A 22,246-nucleotide genomic window follows, 5' to 3' on the forward strand; every position below is an offset into this window, starting at 1 on the left:
GCCGTGCGCCGATTCGCTCCCGAAACCGTCTCGGGACCGCCTGTGCTGCTGGTGCACGGATTCGCCTCCGACGGGCACACCGACTGGATCACCACGGGGTGGCCCGCCGCGCTCACCGCCGCGGGCCGTGAGGTGCTCGTACCCGATCTGCCCGCGCACGGTTCCAGCCCGGCTCCCTCGGGCTCGCTGGGTGCTGTCGCGATCACCGGCGAACTGTCGCGGCTCGTCGCCGATCTGTCCGAAGTGGACGTCGTCGGGTATTCGCTGGGCGCCCGGCTGTCCTGGGAGCTGCCCGCGCAGGCTCCGGTCCGGCGGCTCGTGCTGGCGGGGGTGAGCCCGTTCGAACCCTTCGGCGCTGTCGATGTCGCGGCCGCGCTGGCCTTCGCCGATGGTGGCAAGGCACCCGCGGATCCGCTGACGGGGATGATCGCGCACATGATCACCGCGCCGGGACGGAATCCGGCCGCGCTCGCCCGGTGCATCGAGGATCTACGTGAGGAGCCTTTCGCTCCTGTCGCCGGTGCTGTCTCTGTTCCGACCCGGTTCGTGGCGGGGGTGGACGATCCGGTGAGCCAGGGTATCGAGACGTTGGTCGAGCTGGTCTCGGGCGCTGATCTCGTGCGGGTGCCCGGGGATCACGGTGGGGCGCTGCGGAGCCCGGAGTTCAAGGCGGCCGTGCTGGAGTTCCTGGCCTGACGCGCTCCGTGAAGGCCTCCTTTCCTACCCTCAAGGTAGTGAAGGCTCCCTTCCCTCGGCTGAGCCGAGGGAAGGGAGCCTTCACGGACTTGCGAGGCGTGGGGTCGCGGAGGTTGGGGGCGCGGAGGTGTCGCGAAAGCCACTTTGGGGACGTCTGATGTCCCGAAAGTGGCTTTCGCGACATCGCTTCCTTGCCCGCGCCGCGTCGGCCACCCGACCGATGTTATGAACGGGACTTTCATCGCAAAATTTGCGATGAAAGTCCCGTTCATAACATCACCGACGGCGTCAGAAGGTCCCATCGGCGGCGACCGAGCGGTCCAGCCAGAGATCCTCCAGAGCCGCCCGCACCTCCGCACCACGAGAAGCGGCCAGCGCGACCGCACCGAGGTTGTCCTCCAGCTGAGCCATCCGGCTCACCCCGAACAACACGTTCGCCACCGGCCCGTAGGCGAGACAAAAAGCAAGGGACAGCTGCGAAGTACTCACGCCGAAGTCCCCGGCCACGGCGGCGACTCGCGAGGCGGCATCCCGGATCGACTCCCGGATCCCACCCATGTCCGCCCCGATCTTCCGTTCCGGTGTCTTGCCGAGCAGCACCCCACCCTCGAACACATCCGACGCCTGCAAGGTCAGCCGACCGGCCTCGAAATGCGGGCCGTAGAAGGGGCCTTCCGCCATGGAACGCCGCGCGACACTGTACTTCAGCTGGGCGAAAGCCGGCGCCGGAAGCCCTTCGGCAGCGGCGAAGTCCAGTGCCAGGTCGAGATCCGAAGCGTGCCAGTTGTTGACACCCCAGACGTCGAACCGGCCGAGCCGGATCTGTTCGGCCACCTCGGTGACGATCCGCGGGATGTCCGGCCGCTCGAAGTAGTCGCCGACGACGACGGCTTCCATGTGGTCGACGCCGACGCGGTCGAACGAAGTCGTGAGCTGCTCGGCGAAACCGGTGTTCGGGTAGTCCCAGAGCCAGAGTTTCCCGCACAGCTGGTACTCGTCGCGCTTGATCCCTGCCGCGCGGACGGCCTCGCCGAAGATCAGATCCGTGCGCGACTGTTCGGAATGCGGTCCCATGTTGTAGTGGGCCACGTCGAACAGCGTGACGCGAGCGTCGAGCGCGTGCCGGATCAGGCGCACCGCGTCGTCGAACTCCATGCGGTCCCAGGTGTTCCAGGAGCCCAGGCTCAGCGCCGAAGTGGCGAAGCCCAGTCCGTTCTGCTTCTCGTGCACGAGTTTTCCTTTCTCTGGCAACAGAAACAAGTTTTAGTCTACGATCGTAGAATGAACAAGAGACTCGTAGTGGTGACCGGCGGCGCCAGTGGCATCGGCCGCGGGGTCGCCGAAGCCTTCCAGTCCGCGGGTGACCGCGTGGTCATCGCCGACGTCGACGCGCGCGCGGCCCACGACCTGGCCGGCGAACTCGGCGCGGAACACGTCGAACTCGACATCTCCGACCCGGGTTCGGTCGACGCGGCCCTGGCGCTGATCACCGAACAGTTCGGCGCGGTGGACGTCCTGGTCAACAACGCCGGCCTCGCCGGGGGCGGCGGTCCCCTGGTGGGGCTGGACATCGGCGTCTTCGACCTGTGCATGCGGGTGAACTTCCGCGGCACCTTCCTGATGACGCGCGCGGTCGGCGCGCACATGCTGGCGGCCGGGACCCGGGGTGCCATCGTCAACATCACCTCCATCGGCGCCCGGCAGCCGACCCCCGGACTCGGTCATTACGAGGCCACCAAGGCCGCGGTCGAGGCGCTCACCCGCTCGGCCGCGCTCGAACTGGCACCGCACGGCATCCGGGTCAACGCCGTCGCACCGGGCCCGGTGCTGACCCCGATGACGGCGGGCTTCGCCTCGGACACCGCCGCCCGCGCGGCTTGGGAAGCGAGGATTCCGCTGGGAACCATCGCTTCCGTCGCCGACGTGGTGCCGTCAGTCCTGTTCCTCGCCTCCGCCGACGCCGGCCATCTCACCGGGGTGAGCCTCCAGGTCGACGGCGGGCAACTGCTCACCTGAGTAGACGACGCGGCCGCCGGACACGGTGAGTTCGACACCGACGTCCGGCAGGTCCGCGAACGCGACCTCGAGCGGATTCGCCGACAGCACACAGAAGTCGGCGACACGGCCCACGGTCAATGAACCCTTCCATTCCGCACCACCGTCCTGCTCGGCGGCCGCGACCGTGTAGCAGCGCAGCAGCCGATCCATCAGCGCGGAGTCCTTTTCGGACGCCTCCAGCATCCCGGCCGCCGCCACGATGTGCACCCGCCAGTCCGGCGTGACCACCGGCGCGTCGCTGCTCAAGGTCAGCGGGACGCCCGAGTCCAGCATCTCCGCCAGCGGCCAGGCTCGGGCACCGACCTCGGCGCCGAGCGCGTCCGCCAGCATCCCCCGCATCGCCACCGCGATCGCGGGTTGCACGGTCAGGCCGACCCCCGCCGAAGCCATCCGCGCCAGTTGTTCCGCCGTCACCAGATCCCCGTGCACCAGGTGGTCACCGCGGCGAAGCGACCCGAGGGCGGCTTCGATACTGCGGTCGCCCGTAGCGTGCACGGCGACCACCTGCCCGGCGTCGTGGGCGAGGCGGATCATCGCGGCGAGGTTGCCCGCGCGGCCTGGATCGTCGTCGCCGTCGACGAGCAACGCACCGTGAGAGCCGTCGGCATAGCAGTGATGCGTCCACGCGGACCGCATCGGCGGGATGCCGTCGGCGAAGATCTTGACGCCGGGCACGGTGAGCCACAACGGATCCGCAGCGGGTGACGGTGTCGTCAGCCCGCGCTCGAAGTCCTCCAGCGAACTGGCACCGTCGAGCAGGCCGAACAGGCGCAGCGCGGTCACCCTCGCGCGCAGGAGCCCTTCCGCCGCCAGCGCCGCGTATTCCTCCAGCACCTCGGCGCCGAAGCACCCCGTCTCCCCCGGGCCCAGACCGGGCTCGGTGTAGCTCGTGATGCCGAGCGACGCGCACAGCTCGCCCGCACGCAGGATCGCGGCCCGCCGTTCGGCGGAGTCCCGCACCGTTTTCTCTTCTCCCCCGGTGAATCCGGCGCCACCGATGAGCGTGTCCGGCCACCGGGCACCCAGCCAGGTCGCGTGCAAGTGGGCGTCGTTGATGCCGGGCAGGACGGTTCTCCCCGCCAGCTCGATCACCTCGGTCTCCGGGCCGATGTGGTCCAGGGCGACGTCACCGACGGCGACGATCCGGCCGTCACGCACGGCCATCGCCCGGACGACGGTGCCCGCCGGGTCGAGAGTGAGCACAGGGCCGCCGCGGACCACGAGTGAAGCGGGGCGAATACGTTGCGACGGCATGGTTTCCTCCAGGATCTGGACTTTTTCTCCTACGACTGTAGACTAAAAAGATGGTCAACAGAACCGAAGCGGCGGTGCTCACCGAACACGGCTCCGCGCTCACCTTGCGGGAACTACCGCTACCGGAAGAGCCGGAACCCGGCGCCGCGCTGGTCCGGATCACCTGCACTACGTTGTGCGGCACCGACGTGCACATCTGGTCCGGCCAGATGACCTTCCCCGGCATGCTCCCGATGGTGCTGGGGCACGAAATGGTCGGCGAAGTGGTGGCCGTCGGACCGGGCACCACCGACACCCTCGGCCGGGAGATCGCCGAGGGCGACCGCATCGGCTGGTCCGAGTCGACCTGCGGAAAGTGTTACGGCTGCACGATCCTGCGCGAACCTGTCGCCTGCGAGAAGCGCGGGTACGGCTTCCTCCAGCGTTCCGACGTCTTCCCGTACGCCACCGGCGGTCTCGTCCGGTACTGCTACGTGACGCCCGGCGCGGCCAAGCTCCTGCTGCCGGACGACGTCAAGGACACCTGGGCCTCGATGTCGGGCTGCGCGGGCAAAACCGTGCTGCGGGCCGTTTCCCGCTCCGGCGGGATCCGTCCCGGTGCGACGGTCGTCGTCCAGGGCGCCGGCGCCCTGGGCGTGTTCGCCACCGCCGTCGCGCGGATCTCCGGCGCGGGCGACGTGATCACCATCGGCGGCCCGGCCGACCGGCTGGAGACCGCCGAACGCTTCGGGGCGACGGCGACGATCCCGGTCGACGGTACCGCCGAAGACCGCGTCGAACGGGTCAAGGAACTCACCGGCGGCCGCGGCGCCGACCACGTCTTCGACTTCGCGGGCGGGCCGACCATCGGCGAGGAGGCCGTCGCCTTCGCCGCCCAGCGCGGCACGATCGCGATCGTCGGGTCCACCGGCCCCATGCCGTCCCCCGTGGCCTTGGGCACCGTGATGGGCAAGGAACTCACGGTCGTCGGCTCGCTCAACGGCGACATCGCCGACTACCACCGTTCGGTGGACTTCTTCCGCACGTTCGCCGACCGGATGCCTTGGGACGACCTGTTCAGCGCGCCTGTCGGCCTTTCCGAAGCGTCCAAGAGCGTCGAGTCGATGTCGCGGCTCAGCGAGCTCAAAGCCGTCATCGATCCCCGCCTTCCCTAGGAGACCTCAATGCCTGTCATCCCCCAGCGCCGGGTCGGCCGCGACGGCCCGCTCACCGGTGTCCTCTCGCTCGGCTCGTGGCACACCTACGACCGGATGGACTTCCGCGAGGCGGTGAACCTGGTCCGCGCCGCGGTCGATTCCGGCATCACGCTGTTCGACGTCGGCGTCTACGGTTTCCCCGGCGCCACCGCGGTCTACACCGACGTGCTGTTCTCCGCCATGGTCCGCGCGGCCGGGCTCCGGCGGGAGGACTACCTGCTCTCCGCCAAGCTCTGGCTGGAGGGCTATCCGGAGCACGGCCTCCGCGACCAGCTGGACAACGCGCTGTTCCGCGCGGGCGTCGACCACGCCGATCTGGTGGTGCTGGGCGATCTCCGGCGCGAGGACACCGACCTGCACCAGCTGGTACTGGATCTGAACGAACTCCGCGAGGCCGGGCTCATCGGACAGTGGGGCGTGAACAACTGGTCCGCCGGCACGATCCAGGCCCTGCACGATTTCGCCGCGGCGGAGAACGTGCCCGGACCCGCCATCGCGCAGCTGAAGTACAGCGTCGCCCGGCGGTCCATTCCGGACGGTGAACCCTTCAAGAAGGTCTTCGGCGAGCTCGGGGTCACGCTCCAGTCCTCGGACATCTTCGAGGGCGGTGTCCTGCTGGGCAAGAACAGCGGCGCCCGTCAGGTCGGCCGCGACCCCGGCGACATCCGCGAGCGCATCGCCGCCTCCGCCCCAGAACTCGCGAAGATCGCGAGCGGACTGGGTGCGACGCCGGCGCAGCTGTGCCTGGCTTTCACCCTCACCCACCCGGCCAACACGACCACGCTCTTCGGCGCGACGAGTACCGAGCAGCTCAAGGACAACCTGGGCGCCGTGGACCTCGTCGAGCGGGTGGGCGCGGACGAACTCCGTGAACTCGTCGCGCCGCACTGGGCGGACCAGGACATCGTCGACCCGGAGGGACCGTGACGGCCTTCGACCCCGAACTCGCCGAAGCGCTCAAAGGCCTGCCCTCCGGACCGCCACTGAGCGCGGAGTCGCTGCCGGGAATGCGGCAGGCCATGGCCGAGATGAACTTGAGCTGCGCCGAGGCGATCGGCGACCGGGATCTCGTCTGGGAAGACAGGACGGTTCCCGGTACCGATGTCGTCGTCACCGTGGTCAAACCCCGTGGCGCTCAAGGCGCTCCGGGGCTGTACAACATCCACGGCGGTGGCATGGTGCTGGACGACCGGTTCGCCGACCTGCCCCGGATGGTCGCGCTCGTCGAAGAGTTCGGCTTCGTCGCGGTGACGGTGGACTACCGGCTCGCCCCCGAGCATCCGCATCCGGCGCCGCTGGAAGACTGCTACGCGGGCCTGACCTGGATGGTCGAGAACGCCGCCGAACTCGGTTTCGACCCGGCCCGGCTGATCGTCGGCGGCGGCAGTGCGGGCGGCGGTCTCAGCGCCGGGATCGCCCTGCTGGCCAGGGATCGCGGTGGACCGGCGCTGGCCGGGCAGCTGCTGCTGTGCCCGATGATCGACAGCCGCAACGACTCCGCGTCCACAGTGGAATTCGCGGAACGCGGCGTATGGGGGCGGGAAGCCAACGAGTTCGGCTGGCGATCCCTCCTGAAGGGACAGACCTCGCCGTACGCGGTCCCGGCGACCGCGACCGACCTCGCCGGGCTCCCGCCCGCTTTCATCGAGGTCGGCGCGGCCGAGATCTTCCGCGACGAGGACGTCGACTACGCGGGACGCCTCTGGCAGGCGGGCGTGCCCACCGAACTGCACGTCTGGGCGGGCGCGTACCACGGTTTCGACCGGTTCGCCCCGGACAGCGAGGTGACCCGGGCCGCGCTCGCCGCCCGGGCCTCCTGGCTGCGCCGCGCTATCCGCGAAGCATGAACCGTGCGGCCTGCTCGCCGACCAGCACCGCCGGCGCGTTGGTGTTGCCCGTGGTCACCCGCGGCAGCACCGACGCGTCGGCGATCCGGAGCCCGCTGATGCCGTGCACGGCGAGTTCCGGATCGACCACGGAGTCCGCGTCGGTGCCCATCCGGCAGGTCCCGACCTGGTGGTGGTAGGTGATGGCGGTCCGCCGGACGTACTCGCGGACGTCGGTGTCCGGCCCCGGATACAGCTCGCGGGCACCCCAGCCCTCCGCCAGTGCGGCCGCCCGGCCGATCTCCCGGCACTGCTCCACCGAAGCGACCAGGCTTTCGAAGTCGGCCGGATCCTCCAGCGCGGCGAGATCGATCAATGGCATGTCGTCCGGGTCCGGCCCCGCAAGTCGCAAACTGCCTCGGCTGCGCGGCGTGACCATGCCCGCCATCAGCGAGAACCCGGTCTCCGGGCCGGTCATCCACGACTCGTACATCGGCACGCTGAAGTGGATCGGCTGGGTGTCGGGCACCGCCAGCCCCGGACGGCTGCGCCAGAACAGATGCGTCTGCGTGACCGAGCGGCCGGGCGCGGGCGGGTCGACCTGACGGCTGTCGGTCGCGAAGATGACCGGAGCGAGCAGGTGGTCGTGCAGGTTCTTCCCGACGCCCGGCAGTTCGGCGACGACGTCGATCCCGTGTACCTCCAGTTCGTCGACCGGCCCCACCCCGCTGCGCAGCAGGATCGCCGGTGAGGCCAGCGCGCCGGCGGCGAGCACGACCTCGTCGGCGAAGACCTTGCGCAGTTCGCCGTCGACCTCGGCCAGCACGCCGGTCACCTTGTCGCCCTCGAAGAGCAACCGGTGTACGAGCGCTCCTGTGTGGACGGTCATCCGCTCGGCGGCGGGCTGACCGTAGGCGAGCCAGGTGTTGAGCCGTTTCCCGTCGCGCGTGGTGACGCGCTGCACCGAGACGCCGTCGAGCTCGTCCCCGTTATAATCGGGGTTGAACGGCAGGCCGGTCTGCACGGCCGCGTCCACAATGGACTGCTGGATCGGGTGCAGCGGCTCGTTCGGCACGACGTCGAGCAGGTCCTTCTCGATCCGTTCGAAGACCGGGCGCACGTCGTCCCACCGCCAGCCGGGCAGGTCCCAGCCGTCGTAGTCGGCCGGAGCGCCGCGGACCCAGATCATCGCGTTGAGCGAATGCGACCCGCCGAGCACCTTGCCGCGCGGCAGGTGCAGCCGCCGGTTCGCCGCGTGCGGCTGCGGCACGGTGTAGTAGTCCCAGTCCTCCGGGCCGTGCCACAGCTCCCCCGCCCGCGAAGGGTCGTGGATGGCCGGGTTGCTGTCCGGCCCGCCCGCTTCGAGCAGGGTGACCCACGCTCCCGAGTCGGCCAGTCTCCTGGCGACCACCGAACCGGCCGAACCCGCTCCCACCACGATGACGTCCATGTCCCCCACCCTCGCAAGGTGGGAGGACGTCCGGCGGATTCGGTTCGCTGGCCGACAATCGGCGTGCCCTGGCGGGCAAGACCGGGGAGCCCGGCGCGCCCGATACTCGATCACACACCGGTCGAGGAGGAGCTAGCCATGGCCACACGCCTGTTCATCGACGGACAGTGGACCACCGCCGGAGGTGGGTCCCTGCCGACGTACGATCCGGCCACCGGCCAGGTGATCGAGGACGTCGGCACCGCGTCTGCCGCCGACGTGGACGCCGCTGTCGGAGCCGCACGGAAGGCCTTGAACGATCCCGCCTGGGCGGGACTGCTGCCGGTCCAGCGGGCCGCGCTGCTGTTCAAGCTGGCGAGCCTGGTCGACGAGCACCACGAGGAGCTGGCCGCGCTCGAAACGCGCGACCAGGGTCAGCCGATCGGCATCTCCCGCCAGGTCAGCGTCACCGGCGCGGCCGAGCACCTGCGGTACTTCGCGGGCTGGGTGACCAAGATCCAGGGCACCACCAACCCGGTGTCCTTCCCGGACACGCTGCACTACACCCGCCGGGAGCCGGTCGGGGTGAACGCGCTGATCACGCCGTGGAACTTCCCGCTGATGATCCTGGTGTGGAAGCTCGCGCCCGCGCTGGCCACCGGCAACACCGTGGTGATCAAGCCCAGCGAGGTCACGCCGCTGACCAGCATCCGGCTGGTCGAACTGGTGGCCGAAGCCGGGTTCCCGCCGGGAGTGGTCAACCTGGTCACCGGTGACGGCGCGGTGGGCGCGCTCCTGAGCGGGCACGGCGACGTCGACCACCTGTCCTACACCGGGTCGACCGCGGTCGGGAAGCTGATCACGGCGGCCAGCGCGGAGTCGAACCTCAAACGGCTCACCCTCGAACTCGGCGGCAAGGCCCCCAGCATCATCGCACGCGACGCCGACATCGATGCCGCCGTCGCGGGCAACCTCGCGGGCGCGACGTTGAACAGCGGGCAGGTCTGCGCGGCGTACACCCGGTTCTTCGTGGACCGCAAGCGCGAACAGGAGTTCGTCGCGAAGCTGGCCGCCGGGCTGGAGGGTCTCAAGCTCGGCCCGGGCCTCGACGAGTCCACCCAGCTCGGGCCACTCGTGTCCGCGAAGCACCGCGAGCACGTGGACTTCCTGGTCTCGACCGGTCGCGAACAGGGCGCGGACCTCGTCACCGGCGGCCAGACCCTGGACCGCGACGGCTACTTCTACAAGCCGACCCTGTTCGCCGGTGTCGCCGACGACATGACGATCATGCGCGAGGAGATCTTCGGCCCGGTCCTCGCCGTCACCGCCTACGACGATCAGGACGAACTCCTGGCACGGGCGAACGACACCGAATACGGGCTCGCGGCCACCGTGTGGACCCGCGATCTCGGGGTCGCCCAGCGGTTCGCGAACGGTATCCGGGCGGGCGCGGTGTTCGTCAACATGCCGCCGATCCCGGACATGGCCGCGCCGTGGGGCGGGTACAAGGCGTCGGGCTGGGGTCGCGAGATGGGTCCGTGGGCCATCGACGCGTACACCGAGATCAAATCAGTCTGGCTGCACTACTCGTGACCGCTGGCGACGCGGTGAACTCGACCCCGAAGAGCAAGTCGCAGATCGCCTACCACTGGATCAAGGCACGGATCGACGACGGCACCTTCTCCCCCGGCTACCGCCTGGTGTTCGGGCAGATCGCGCAGGAACTCGGGGTCAGCACCGTGCCCGTCCGCGAGGCGGTCCGGCGGCTGGAGGCCGAAGGGCTGGTGACCTACGAGCACAACATCGGCGCCCAGGTCGCGATGGTCGACGAGAGCGACTACCAGCACACCATGCAGACGCTCGCGCTGGTCGAGGGCTACGCCGCCGCGCTGGCGGCGCCGTCCTTGCCCGGCGAGGTGCTCGACGAGGCCAAAGGACTCAACGCGGAACTGACGGCCTGCCTGGACAACTTCGAGCCGTCGCGGTTCACCGCCCTGAACCGCGACTTCCACCGCGTCCTGTTCGGCACCTGCCCCAATCCGCAGGTGCTGGACCTGGTCAACCGCGGCTGGAACCGGCTGGCCGGGCTGCGCACGTCGACGTTCAGCTTCGTCCCCGGCCGCGCGCACGAATCCGTGCAGGAGCACCAGAAGATCCTCGACCTGTTCGACCGGAACGCCCCGGCCGGGGAGATCGAACTGGCCGTGCGCGAGCACCGGCTGACCACCTTGGAGACGTTCCTGGCCTGGCGGCACCCTTAAGACGGCACGGTCACCGGCGGCGGGAACGCGTAGAAGCGCACTGACAGTTCCTTCTCTTCCGCCGCCGGCCGCCGACGGCGTTGGCAGTACCGCGTGATCAGCTCGCGGTACTCGGCTTCCAGTTCGCGGAATTCCGCTTCGGTCAACCGCGTCGAGGTCCGCTGAGCCGTCGACCAAGGGCCGAACTCGTCGCGGTGCGCGGCCGCCCAGGACAGCAGGGCGACCTCGTTCGCGTACTTCGCGTCGAGGAACGCGTTAACGCGCTCCCGGTCCGCGCCGTCGTAGTCGTCCGGCCTCGGCTCACGCAGGTCTTGCGGGATCGAAATCCAGTTCCCTTTCCGGTCACGGCGTACGAAACCGGTGTCCTGCAGGGTCTTCAGGCATTCGGCGACTTCCTCCGCCTCCAGGCCGGACTTCCGCGCCACCTGCTCGGAGCCGGCGGGAAGTTCCTGCATCACCTGTTGGTACCTCGGGTCTTCCCGCATCATGATGTCGCGCAAAGTCACCACTCGCTGTGGCATGGCCTCGCTCAACAGGCGACGCGCGGCGAGGGCCAGCAGGACGGCGACCGGGACCTCGACTAAGACGGCAAGGGCGATACTGGTCCACCGCTCGGTCGACGTCCAGCCGAGCATGACGTCGAACCACGCGTCGCAGCACAACATCGCCGCCGTGGCGGACAGCAGCGGCACGGCCGCCCGGCGGCGTCGTAGCCCGAGCCACGCTCCAGCGGCGAAACAGAGCAAGAGGGCGACGTCGAATCCGACCCAGGCCGCGCGCCACTGGCCGGTGTCGTACCTGTCGGGCAGCGTGTGCGCGAGGTAGACGGTCCAGGGCACGAGCAAGACCGCCGCGCCGGCGAGCAGCGTCAGCAGTATCCGTCGGATCATGATCACGAGGTTAGGGGCGGGCGGAGCTCGGGACATCCGGGATTTTCCCTGGTCCCGTCTCAGGGTCGCCCCCTCATGGCCTAACGCGGAAGCGAAGTGCCCCAGACCAGGAACCAGACGGCCACGAACACCAGGAGCTGCCAGCGCGGTGCGGCGCGGCTGCCGGCGAGTTTGGGCAGCCCGCGCTCGATGACCTCCTGTAACCGGTCGACGAATCTCATGACCACGCCGCCGTAGTCGTAGACCACCTGCGGCGGGATGTGACCCGACCGCCGGAAGGCACGGCTGAGCGCCCAGTCCGGCACGAGCAGGACGAACCGCAGGCCCTCGCCGACCTTCCTGGCGGGCCGGCGCAGGGCCGAGCCCGCCCACGGCACGACGTACGTGACGAGCAGCCACGCGATGAGGTAGCCGAAGGCGGCCGCGTAGACGAAGCCAAGGAAGATCCTGAACCACAGCGCGAACCCGAGCCGGTCGGCGGCCTCGTCGAGGAGACCGAAGAGACCGCCGATCAGTGGAAGGCCCGAAATCGGGTTCACGAGAACGGCATCAGGCATCGTCGTCTTCGTCGTCATCATCGTCGTCGACCTCGACGCGGCGGCTCGTGACCCGTGTCGGCGGGGGCTTCTCGTCGACCGCGACCGTCTTGCGCGTGGCGAGCGGGTTGACGTCGCCGATGTGCTCCGAAACCGTCTTGGCCGCCTCGTTCATGATCTCCTTGACGTCGTGGCGGTTGACCAGCTTCTTCTCGATCAGCATGTCCAGGACGTCGCGCGCCTTCTCCGAGTTCCGATCTTTTTCCCGCACCACCAGTTCGATTACTGCCTTGGCGTCCTCGCCGTGTCCGGCGAGCACCAGGGCGAGCATGCTCATGTTGTCGGCGCGCAACGCCTCGATGTACATGTCCATGCGCTGCTTCTTCAGCGCGAGATCGTTCTCTTCTCTGAGCATGGACAGTTGCCGGTCGTGCGCGGTGACCCGCAGTTCCTCCACGTGCCTTCGCTGGCCGGCTTCGGGATCGATCAGCACGGAGCAGCTCTCGATGACCAGCGCCGGGGACACGACGATCGGCTTGCCCTGGTAGCTCGCGTTGATCTCGGCCTCCGCCTGGGGGTTCTCGGTGAGCGAAAACTTGCGAGTGACCGTGCGCAGCTGTCCTTCGAGGACGCGTTGCACCTGACCGATCGGATCGTTGAGCCCGGTCCGCACCGCGATGATCGGGTCGGAGACCCGCCAGCTGACGTGCACGGTGGCGGGAAAGCGGAACGCTTCCTCTTGTGACGGCAGTTCGAGCGAGAGGATGTCGGCGTGGGTGGTGAGGTCGACGGTATACATCTCGCTCGGCGTGTCCAGCCAGAGTTCGCCCATGGTCAGCTTGCTGGTCGCGAGTTCGTAGGTACCGCGCCTGGTGAGGTAGACGATGGCCGTATGCCCCGACGAGGCCGGGTTGACCTTGCGCAGGCTCGCCCGACTGACGTCCATGGTGTGCACGACCTTGCCGTCGTCAGCCGGTTCTTCACTCATCTCACGGTCCTTTCGTCGAAATGGAGCAGTAGTGTCCGTGCGGTTCCGGCGAGGCTCCGCTTCGCGGTGGCCAAGTATTCGAGGTGTTCGCGGATGCTTTCGAGTTCGTCGGATTCCTTGCCGACGTCGTAGAGAAAACGGGCGAGCGGCACGCGGAGCGTCTGATCTCGCCGCGCCCGCCGGACCCAGTTGGTGATCCTGGAATAGCCGCCGTGCAGAAATCCCGCAGCGATCAGGACCCGGCCGAACAGCGTGATGATCTGTTCGCGTTGCCCGGCGTCCTGATCTGCCACCCACAGGAAGATCGGCCACTCCTCGACACTCTCGGCCACTTCCACGTCGTCCAGGCAGCGAGAGATGAAGATCAGTGCCCTGAGGCCGGTCTCGCGCCGATACGGGAATCTCTCGTCCGCTGTCCAGTTCAGCAGGGTTTCCAGCACCGCCGGCCGTCGTTCCGGCTGCCGAAAGAGCCGGCAGAGGCTCTCGCAGATCGCGTAAGAGAGAACGAAATCCCCCTGCCGCGCCGCGTACTTCAGCAGGGTCAGGACCTTGTCCGCGCTCATCGCCTCGGTCGTGCCAAGGGCCTGCGCCGCGGTCCTCCGTAAGGCCATCGGCATGTCCGGCTTCTTGATCCAATCGGTGAGCAGCCTGCTGATCACCCGGCCCAGTGCCGGGTCCCCGCTGGGTAACTGCAAGGCCGCCGCGGCCGCCCACCGCGGGGCGTAGCTGTCAGCCGTCGCCCACTCGCTGATGATCTTGCTGTAGATCGAAGGGAAGTCGTAACCGCTCAACAGGCCGACGGCCACCGCCGCCCGCATCCTCAGCCGATCGTTGTTCTGCTCGCCGAGCTCGGTGAGCCATTCCCGGACGATCTCGAATTCCTCGCTGTACTGATCACAGACATGGTCCAGCAGCCATCGCGGGAATCGGTCGTCGTTGAACCGGACCTTCCGGACCGCCACGTCTCCGTACTTCAGTTGCAAGGTGTCTTGGAAGACTTCGGCCTTGGCAGCGGCGAGCCGGCTCTGGAGCGGGGTTTTGAACAACGGTTTCGCCCGGTCGAAGCGGCGCGGGACCTCCACCGTCTTGATCCGCTTGGCGAGGATGGCCGCCGCGTCGGACACCAGAGTCACCGTCTCGTTGTTGAGCACCGCCAAGGCGATCTCGAAGGCGCGTTGCTCCGGGTCGGACTCCCGATCGAACCATTCGAGGAAACTGGCCCTGGCCACTCGGGAGTACCGCTCACGGACCCCGTCCAGGCCGATGCGGTCATGCGCCACCTGGACCAGCAGTTCACCGAGTTCGGCGAGTTCTCGTGGCGGCACGTCTTCGGTGATCTCGGCGATGATCTCCTTCACTTCGGGCCGGTTGAGCAGCGAGTCGGCCGTGCCCTCGGTGGGCGCTCCACGCAGGTGCCACTTGAGGTGCCGGGTCAGCAGGGTCTGCGGTTCGATCGCGCCGAGCTCCTCGATGACGAACTCTCCGAATTCGCCCGCGGGCAGCGGCGCGGTCTCGCCGACGATGACGATCATCATGCAACCCTTGTCCCGCATCAACTGGCTGAGCCTTTCGGCGTGGAACAGGCGGAGCCCGGCCGCCTGATCCGGGTCGAACGATTCGAGCAGGTAGCCGTGGGAGTCCTCGAAATCGTTGGCGCCCAAGGCCTTGAGCCTCGTGTCGGGATCGAGTTTGCGCACCCCGGTCCGGCAAGTCTGGTCGAGCAGGCGCAGCGCGGTCGTCGTCCTCCCGGAGCCGCTACGCGCCCTGACGAACACGAACTGACGTTCTTCCAGTGCCTGTCTCAGCCGCTGGTAGCCCGCAGGCTCCACAAAGGACGCCCGGATCTGGTCGAGCATCGCGGACGAGACGGGCCCGCTGCGCAAGGCCGGACCGAAGCGGCCCGAGGCCTCGGACGAGTGGTTGTCGCCGAGTGTCGCGACCGACGTCGTCCCGAAGAAGATGTTGTTCGTGCCGGTCCCGCCGAACCGGAACCCGCCGTCACCGAGCAACGACCGCAGGGCCTCGTCGAAGTTGTGGTTCAGCTCCTTCCATGTGGCAGGGTCGGTGGCCGGCTCTTGTTCCGCCTCCGCGCCTTCCTTGGCATCGTCCGGCTGTGTCGGCTCGGATGCTGGCTGCGGAGCAGGCTCGGGGTCCGATTCTTGCGGTTCGGCGTCGGCCGCCGGCTCGTCCGATCCTTCCTCCGGGGCGATGTCCTCGTCGTCAGCCATTCGAGCCCCCGTAGTGGTTGTCGCCCAGGTGATCGATGGTGGCCTGGCTGAAGAAGACGTTGTTCGTCGTCTTGCCCTGCGCCGTGTCCTCCGGTTCCCCGGGAACCGGAGGCTTCGGGTAGCCGGGTACCCGCAGGAAGAGCGCGCTGCCGTCCGGCTGGGTCACCTGCCGGTAGCTCGCCGCACCGGCGCGTCCCGTCCGGAGCACGTGGTCGTGGATGCGTTGCGAGGCGACCACCACGCAGTCGGCCCTGGGCGCGGCCGCCAGTGTTTCGTCCACGACGGCCGCGGTGACCGAGGCTTCGGTCGCGACGACGTCGAGGCACCGCAAGCCGTCGCCCGCGGGCACCTCGCCCTCGTGCACGCCGATCCGGAAGGTCGTGCCGGACAGCCGGGCGAGCCGTTCCTCGGCGACCGATTCGAGCGCGGGGATCACGGTGGACAGCACTTCCGCCGCCGTCCGCTCCGACACCGGGATCATCACCGTGCTCCGGGAAGCCGTCCGCGACCGCAACTCCGGCGGGACCTCCACCCGGCCGCGGGTGAGGGCGATCTCGAGGATCCGATCGACATCCAGGTCCGGGTTCTCGGTGGCGAGGACCAGAATGGTCCCCTTGACCGTCTTCAGGACCGGGGTGCGCCTCATTTTCGCGATGAGCATCTTCACCACGGTGGCCGGTGAAGCGTCCCTCGCGTCGAGGTAGCCGATGGTCTCCCGGAGCCCCGGGATCTTCGTGTCGTCGAAGCGGATCGGCAGGATGTAGGCCTCCGCGCTCCGGATGGCGCGTGCCTGGGCGGAGACGCGTTCGTGGTTCGGCCAGACCTTGCGCTCGAAGTCCGCGGAGGCGAACAACAGGCAGAACCTGGACTGGTAGTTGTAGACCTCGTCGAGATGTGTGTAGGTGTCCTCGCCCCACATGTCCACGGTCTTGTACTCGTCGAAGAAGACCTTGACACCCTCCGCTTCCAGCAGCTCGGCGACTTCCCTCGCGTAGTCGCGTTGCTGCCCGGCGAAGGACAGGCAGACGTCGTACTGCCGCTCGGCGGATCGATCGTGGTCGGTCATTCCCATGCTCCTTGATGTCCGGATCAGCCGACGTCGCCGACGATTTCGGGGGCGGGCGGTTCGTCGGCGAGTGGCTCGCAGGCGAACAGGGCCAGATCGGACCAGACGATCGGCGGGGTCGCGTCGAGTCGCGCGGAATGCGCGGTGACGGGGTCCTCGGCCAGGTTCGGTGAGCCGATCGGCGTCGAAGTGGCCGTGTGCTCCGGGCCCAGCGCTTCCGGCAACCAGACCCGTGTCGCGTTCGTGACGGCGCGGTAGCCGGATCCCGCGTTCCAGTACCGGGTGTTGAACGTCCCTTCGCCCGTCTCCCCCGTGGCTCGGAGGCCGGTGAAGAAGGAGAGAGCCGGAGTCGGTTCGCCGTCGACCGGTGAGACGGTCGGGAACAGCTCTTCGAGTCGTTCGCCGGGAAGCTCTTCGATGACGTGCGCGCGGATTTCCTCGACGAGGAGTTCTTCCGCCGCGCCTTTGCGCAGGTCCGTCCACAGTGCCCGGCGGGCGGCGGGCTCGGTGTCCGGATCCGGCAGGGGATCCGCTTTGGCGAGCCCCCGGTCGAACTTGAGCGCGGACATCGACTTCGCGACGATCTCCGCGTACAGGGCGGAGATCCAGCCGCCGGCGAACGCCCGGCCGCCGACGATCGCCGTGAGCCGGGCCAGCCTCGACGGGGCGATCTCGGCCGCCGCCACCCCGAACGCCCACGGCCGGGGCAGCGCCGCGAGGTCGGCCGGGGTCACGGTCGGCGCCGCCGTACCGTCGCAGCCGGAATGCGTGACCATCGCGATCGTCATGGCCACCTCCTGATACTCGCCACACGCGGTCGTGAGCCGGATCAGTTCGGCCGCCTCGTGTTCGGCGACACGGTGCGCGTCCTCGTAGTCGGTCGTGATCCGGATGAACCCGCGCGCGTCGGACAGCCACAGGCGGAGCCCGTAGGTCATGACGATCACCGAGCAGACGACGAGACCCGCGACGGAACCGCCGGCGAGCAGCGCGGCCTGCGACCAGTCGAGCCTTTCGGAGAAGCCGGCGATCAGGCCGCCGACGGTCCCGGTCAGCGTCAGCACGCAGATCACCAGCCAGGCCCACCACAGTCGCTTCGTCAGCGTGAAACTCGCGGACAAAGCCGGCGCTGCCTCACGCAGGCGCTTCAACGCGGCCAAGAAGGCGTTCTTCGCGGCGTTCGCGTCGTCGAACAGGCGAGTGCCGATACCTGACAACAGCGAACCGGGCCGTTCGTCCTGCCATTCGCGCAGCGACTTCTCCGAGGCGGGCGGAGCCGGGCTGATCGACGCCGGGCCGAGCACCTGGCGCCGCGCGCCGGACACCGGTTCCACACAGCCGTCAGGGAGTCTTCCCGCGTCGGCCAGGCCGAAGGCAAGCTGCCGCAAGCGCGTCCACTCGGCGGTGAATCCGCCTGGCCTGGCGTGCCTCGCGACGTCGGAGAGCAACGCCCGCGCCAGGTCCACCGTGCCCTTGGTGACCTCGAGATCGGGGAGCTTTCCCGTGTCCAGGTTCCGGTCGTCGAGTCCCACCACCACACCGGTCTCCGCTTCGACCTGGAGCCGCAGTGCGAACCGCCTGACCCGGTCATGGGCCCCGTCGACGACCACCGAGCCGAGTTCCCGGCGCAGTTCGGGGATCCGCCCGCGGACGAACAGCCCCAGCAGCCGGAGCACCTGCCCCGGTGTGATCCGCAGAGGACGGCGACCTCGGCCGGTGTACGGCGTGCGGCGCACCCGTATTCCCGGCCCGTCCAGGAACTCGACGGTGGCACGCTCGACGATCCCGTCCGGATCCGCGGCGGGCACGGCGTTCGCGCGGAGCGCCACCCATTCCGGATCACGGCGGTGGGACAGCGTCGTTCGCACGAGTTCCGCGGCGATGCCGTCGCCGCGCAGGGCACGCGCGTGGGCGCGCACCAGCCGAACGCGGGGTTCCTGGTGCCCGGCACCCGCCACGTCGTCGTCGAACGGGGCGTCGTCCATCCCCGGCCAGATCCCCCCGATGGTGGCGACCGCGAGGGCGGCGTGCGCGGCCAGATCACCGGCGGTGTGGATCTCGCGGCTGGTGTGGAGGGGATCCACGCCGTCCTGGTCCACCACGACCGCGGTCGTGTCCCACCGGTTCGACAGCACCGATTGGGGCACCTTCGCCACCCCAGTCGACGGCACCAGGACGCCCACTGTGGACAGTCGCTGGCCGCGGCCGAGATGACGCTCGACGAGGCCCTTGACACGCAAGGAAAGTGCGACCGCTCCGGAGTCGCTCTCGCTTCCGGTCAAGGTTTGCAGGCAGAGCAGGCGCACGCGGTCGTATTTGACCGCCGCCAGCGCGTCGAGCAGCGGTACCGGTTCGGTGTCCTGGTCGCTGTGGCGTACCCAGTGCCTGCCCTCTTTCTCCTCCTCCCACCACAGAAACGGCCGGACGAGACCCGCCGCTCCCCAGGCCAGCAGCACCTCCCTGGTTTCCCTTGCTCCGATGACGACGGTGATGGTCCGCACCGGCTCACCCCACATCGGACGGATCGATGGTTTCACCGTTGACCACGGCGTCGTGGAAGGTCGCGAGCGCGCTCCAAATGTCTTCCCGTATCTCCCAGGCACGCGAGACGCCGAGCGCCGACGCGGCGTTGAGCGGCAGATCGCGGAACGAGTCGTAGTGGTCCTGGTACTTCTGCACGTACTGGAGGGCGAACTTCACCCGGTCCTCCGGCGGGTCGTGCCTGGTTCCCGCGACCTCCGGTTCGGGAATGGGCGCGCCCGCCCCGGTGAGCCCGTCCTCCAACCAGCGCGCGAGTTCACCCCGGTCGCTGAGTTCGTCCTGTTGCTCCAGCGATTCGCCGAGCTGGATCAGCCGTTCGTACGGCGCGGAATCGGCGACGCCGACGACCGTGAGGGCCACGGACTCTAGCACCGCGGGCAGCCACTCGTTGAGCTTGCGGATCTTCTTGCCCAGCAACGGGAAGGGGAACTTCACGTAACCGTCCGGGGTCCACACCCCGGTGGGCACGGTGCGCAGATCGCCGCCCTCACAGTTGATCTGGTTGAGGAACCGCGCCAGGAACCAGCCTCGAACGATGTTGCGGCGGACGCCGGGAGGACACGGCACGAACCACGGCAGCCCCCTCGCCCGGCGCCAGGTCCAGAAGCCCGCCATGTTCGGCTGGCTCTTCTCCTGCTGCCACTGCGCGGCGATCGGACGCGTGAGCGAGGAGATCACCGCGGGCTGCACCGGCGCGTCGAGGAAGGTGAAGATGTCGATCCGCTCGGTGTCCCGCGTCCCGAGCAGCTGCCCGAAGTCGGCGTCGCTGTGCGAGGCGAAGACCTTGCGTGCGGCGTCCTGCCCCGGATGCCCGTTCGGGAACGGCAGCGGTGTCATCACCTCGCGGTAGCCGAGGGACCGCTGGTGCACCCGCATCAGGGCGGGCGCGTCGATCGCGATCAGCGGGCGCGACAGTTTCACCGCCTGCGCCAGCAGGTTGCGGAAGTTCTCCAGCCGGAGTTCGTGTTCCTGCCGCCGGTCGCCCTTCTCCGCCAGATAGGTACCCAGGGTCTGGCCGAGGTGCCGGGCCATCGGCGTGTCCGGGCGCCGGATCCAGTCGCGGGCGCGCTCCCGCAGCGCCGTCAGGGCCAGTCCGGTCTTGAACTTGGCGGAGGACGGGCTTTGCGCCTGCCGCAGCCGCACGTCGCGAGGCACCCAGCGTTTCGTGGTCTCGACGGCGCTTTGGTCCTGCCCGGTGATCACCGCGGTCCGTGCCCGCATGATCGCGTTACCGTCGTTCTCGTCGTTCGACTGCGCCCGCAGCAGCCGGGTGAACTCTTCGGGGTACGAGCTCACCCGCTCCAGCACGAGCTCGTTGCCCGCGGGGTAGTAGGAACCGGGGACCGGTGCGTCCTCGACCGGCCAGCCCGGCACGGGCGACGGCTGGACGGACGAACCCGCGCGATCCGCCTGCAGGCTGTCGAGGCCGGCGACCAGCGCCGTCCTCAGTGGATCGAGCAGGTTGTCCCCGATGTCGCGGATGAGCTCGATCGCCAGTTCGTGCACCAGCACTTCGGTGTGGTTGTGGAAGCAGTCGATGGCCGCGTCGACGGCCTGCGCCACCTTGGGGTGGTCGGCGGGCATCGTCGTCGTGCCGGAGAGCGCCGCGCTGACCCGGCTGTTCATCTCGCTGACCATGCGCTTCTGGCTGTTCAGTTCGTCGACCAGCTCTTTGACGACGATTTCGGTCAGCTCGGTCTTCACCTGCCGGAGCACGTCGACCGCCACCGGACCGCCTTCGGCCGCGAGCAAGTCCGCAGTGTGCTTCTGGATCACCTTCTGCAGATCGCGGATCCACCCTGTCGTGGCTTCGAAGTAGCGCGCTTCACAGGCGGCGAACTCCGTCGTCCACTGTTCGGTCATGCGCTCGGTGACGCGTTTGGCCACCAGCCGCGCGTCGGCCCTCGACGGCCATTGCGCCCGCACCCGGTCGAGCAGCTTCGGCCTGATCTGCGCGCGGACGTCGTCGCGCGCCTTGTCGCTGCTCAGCCCGCCCCGGATCGCGTCGAGGATGTCGTTGCGGTGCGGTCCCTGTTCGTCGAGGCCGCAGTTGGAGAGGAAGCTCCGTACCGACACCTCCACCCGGTCCTGCCGCGCTTTCTCCTCGTTGACCACCTTTTCGTCGGCGACGCGCCAATGGCCGGAGAGCACGTGCTCGACGGCCTCCCTGGTCAGCCGATCGGTGCTGTACCCGGCGAAGCGGTCCAGTCCGATGCCGACCGAGGCACAGCCGAAGGAGCTGAGCGGGATCTCGGTGTTGTCGCCGGTCAGTCCCGTCCGGTCCGGTCCGTTGGCGCGCGAGGCCCAGTTCCCGATCTCGTAGCTGGAGAACCTGGACTGGATCTCCGGGCTGGTGGCCCACACGGTCATCCCCCGGGCCACCGCCTCGTAGACCTCGCCCTGGTCCGAGTAGTTCACCTGGCCGTTGGTGCGGCCGATCAGGTACGGGATCCGCGGTCCGCGGGTGGTGATCCGGTCCACCGCGGCCGCGCCCGCCGCGCGCAGGAACGAGAACTCGTCCGGCGACGACGCCTCGCCGTTCCACCGGCCGTTGAGCAGTTCGCAGACGGTCGCCAGCGCGTTGGGGTTGATCCCGGCGCGGTCCGCGGGCGACAGCTCGTCGAAGACCTCCGGCGTGTACATCACGGAGACCAGTCGGCCCTGCACGCTCGGTTCGAGCTGACGCAGCATGTCGCAGACGTCGAGGAACAGCCCGGAACCCGAGCCGCCCGCGAGCGAGGTGACCACCACGACCTGCGTGGGGTTCTGGCTGGGCACCCCGTTCCCGGTCAGCCGTCGGCAGACCTCGCTGAACTCTTCGTTCGCCTGCTCACTGTGCAGCGCGTTGACCGCGGTGCGGAGCCGTTCGTGGGCCGAGCCCATCCGCGCGCCGAGGATGACGCGCCCCACCGCGCGGAACCGGCCGCCGCCGGACTCCGGCGCGACGTTGCACTCGTCGGGATCCGGCCGCCAGCCGGCCGTGTGCCGGACGACGGGGTCGCCGTTCGCGCACAACATCTCGTCGACGTCCCGATAGGTCAGCCCTTCGACCGCCAGCCCGACGTAGTCGCTGGGCGGCAGCAGCGGGATCCGTTCCGGCCTGCGGTCCTGTTCGAGCGGCACGTCGATGTGGATGAGCTGCCACGCGGCGGGCAGGCCGCCGTCGTACCCGCGTTCCGCGAGGTATTCGAGCAGCCGGGCCCGGAGCATCCGCAGCGTGACCCCGCCGGATCCGCCGACGCCGACGACGAGGAACTTCTGCAACATCAGGTTCTCC

General features: G+C 68.9%; 17 protein-coding genes. 7 read left to right on the plus strand and 10 right to left on the minus strand.

What is annotated here, in order from left to right; translation table 11 throughout:
* Positions 1-3 precede the first annotated feature (3 nt).
* On the plus strand, positions 4-696 hold the full coding sequence (locus ACZ6YV_RS17160; RefSeq protein WP_465510508.1) for an alpha/beta fold hydrolase: 693 nt from the start codon (positions 4-6) through the stop codon (positions 694-696).
* 288 nt (positions 697-984) lie between these two features.
* Here ACZ6YV_RS17160 and ACZ6YV_RS17165 read toward each other — a convergent pair whose 3' ends face one another.
* Positions 985-1,926 (minus strand): aldo/keto reductase, encoded by a 942-nt coding sequence (locus tag ACZ6YV_RS17165; RefSeq protein WP_465510509.1) that lies wholly within the window; start codon positions 1,924-1,926, stop codon positions 985-987.
* A gap of 69 nt (positions 1,927-1,995) precedes the next feature.
* On the opposite strand from ACZ6YV_RS17165, the gene ACZ6YV_RS17170 reads away from it, so the two are divergent.
* On the plus strand, positions 1,996-2,712 hold the full coding sequence (locus tag ACZ6YV_RS17170) for an SDR family NAD(P)-dependent oxidoreductase (RefSeq protein ID WP_465510724.1): 717 nt from the start codon (positions 1,996-1,998) through the stop codon (positions 2,710-2,712).
* Here the strand turns inward: ACZ6YV_RS17170 and ACZ6YV_RS17175 are convergent.
* Positions 2,629-4,008 (minus strand): amidohydrolase, encoded by a 1,380-nt coding sequence (locus ACZ6YV_RS17175; RefSeq protein WP_465510510.1) that lies wholly within the window; start codon positions 4,006-4,008, stop codon positions 2,629-2,631. The two genes, ACZ6YV_RS17170 and ACZ6YV_RS17175, sit on opposite strands and share 84 nt — an antisense overlap.
* Positions 4,009-4,058: 50 nt before the next feature.
* Here ACZ6YV_RS17175 and ACZ6YV_RS17180 point away from each other — a divergent pair, with 50 nt between their 5' ends.
* From ACZ6YV_RS17180 to ACZ6YV_RS17190, 3 genes are read left to right on the plus strand one after another with little or no spacing between them, the layout of a single operon-like run.
* Entirely contained in the window at positions 4,059-5,162 is a 1,104-nt protein-coding gene (locus ACZ6YV_RS17180) for a zinc-binding dehydrogenase (RefSeq protein ID WP_465510511.1), read from the plus strand.
* Positions 5,163-5,171: 9 nt separating this feature from the next.
* Positions 5,172-6,131, plus strand: a complete 960-nt coding sequence (locus ACZ6YV_RS17185) for an aldo/keto reductase (protein WP_465510512.1) — start codon at positions 5,172-5,174, stop codon at positions 6,129-6,131.
* Entirely contained in the window at positions 6,128-7,051 is a 924-nt protein-coding gene (locus ACZ6YV_RS17190) for an alpha/beta hydrolase (protein ID WP_465510513.1), read from the plus strand. The genes ACZ6YV_RS17185 and ACZ6YV_RS17190 overlap by 4 nt, the downstream gene beginning before the upstream one ends.
* Here the strand turns inward: ACZ6YV_RS17190 and ACZ6YV_RS17195 are convergent.
* On the minus strand, positions 7,035-8,480 hold the full coding sequence (locus tag ACZ6YV_RS17195) for a GMC family oxidoreductase (protein ID WP_465510514.1): 1,446 nt from the start codon (positions 8,478-8,480) through the stop codon (positions 7,035-7,037). The two genes, ACZ6YV_RS17190 and ACZ6YV_RS17195, sit on opposite strands and share 17 nt — an antisense overlap.
* 138 nt (positions 8,481-8,618) lie before the next feature.
* On the opposite strand from ACZ6YV_RS17195, the gene ACZ6YV_RS17200 reads away from it, so the two are divergent.
* Both ACZ6YV_RS17200 and ACZ6YV_RS17205 read left to right on the plus strand, forming a co-directional pair.
* Positions 8,619-10,052: an aldehyde dehydrogenase family protein gene (locus ACZ6YV_RS17200; RefSeq protein ID WP_465510515.1), complete on the plus strand. Its 1,434-nt coding sequence runs from the start codon at positions 8,619-8,621 to the stop codon at positions 10,050-10,052.
* Positions 10,049-10,720 (plus strand): GntR family transcriptional regulator, encoded by a 672-nt coding sequence (locus ACZ6YV_RS17205; protein WP_465510516.1) that lies wholly within the window; start codon positions 10,049-10,051, stop codon positions 10,718-10,720. The genes ACZ6YV_RS17200 and ACZ6YV_RS17205 overlap by 4 nt, the downstream gene beginning before the upstream one ends.
* On the opposite strand, the gene ACZ6YV_RS17210 is transcribed toward ACZ6YV_RS17205, so the two are convergent.
* The 7 genes from ACZ6YV_RS17210 to ACZ6YV_RS17240 all read right to left on the minus strand — a co-directional run bounded on the left by ACZ6YV_RS17210 (position 10,717) and on the right by ACZ6YV_RS17240 (position 22,236).
* A complete protein-coding gene (locus ACZ6YV_RS17210; protein ID WP_465510517.1) occupies positions 10,717-11,610 on the minus strand; it encodes a hypothetical protein in 894 nt (297 codons plus the stop codon). The two genes, ACZ6YV_RS17205 and ACZ6YV_RS17210, sit on opposite strands and share 4 nt — an antisense overlap.
* An 80-nt stretch (positions 11,611-11,690) precedes the next feature.
* Positions 11,691-12,167 carry a hypothetical protein gene (locus ACZ6YV_RS17215; RefSeq protein ID WP_465510518.1) on the minus strand — a complete coding sequence of 159 codons (477 nt, stop codon included), beginning with the start codon at positions 12,165-12,167 and terminating at the stop codon, positions 11,691-11,693.
* Entirely contained in the window at positions 12,160-13,134 is a 975-nt protein-coding gene (locus ACZ6YV_RS17220; protein ID WP_465510519.1) for a hypothetical protein, read from the minus strand. Before ACZ6YV_RS17220 ends, ACZ6YV_RS17215 begins: the two co-directional genes overlap by 8 nt.
* Complete coding sequence (locus ACZ6YV_RS17225; protein WP_465510520.1) at positions 13,131-15,362, minus strand: hypothetical protein; 2,232 nt, start codon at positions 15,360-15,362, stop codon at positions 13,131-13,133. Before ACZ6YV_RS17225 ends, ACZ6YV_RS17220 begins: the two co-directional genes overlap by 4 nt.
* A complete protein-coding gene (locus tag ACZ6YV_RS17230) occupies positions 15,355-16,428 on the minus strand; it encodes a toll/interleukin-1 receptor domain-containing protein (protein ID WP_465510521.1) in 1,074 nt (357 codons plus the stop codon). The genes ACZ6YV_RS17225 and ACZ6YV_RS17230 overlap by 8 nt, the downstream gene beginning before the upstream one ends.
* 23 nt (positions 16,429-16,451) lie before the next feature.
* Positions 16,452-18,929 (minus strand): hypothetical protein, encoded by a 2,478-nt coding sequence (locus ACZ6YV_RS17235; RefSeq protein WP_465510522.1) that lies wholly within the window; start codon positions 18,927-18,929, stop codon positions 16,452-16,454.
* Positions 18,930-18,933: 4 nt separating this feature from the next.
* Positions 18,934-22,236: a tubulin-like doman-containing protein gene (locus tag ACZ6YV_RS17240; protein ID WP_465510523.1), complete on the minus strand. Its 3,303-nt coding sequence runs from the start codon at positions 22,234-22,236 to the stop codon at positions 18,934-18,936.
* Positions 22,237-22,246 lie beyond the last annotated feature (10 nt).

It is taken from the genome of Amycolatopsis sp. NPDC102522, from assembly GCF_055584485.1.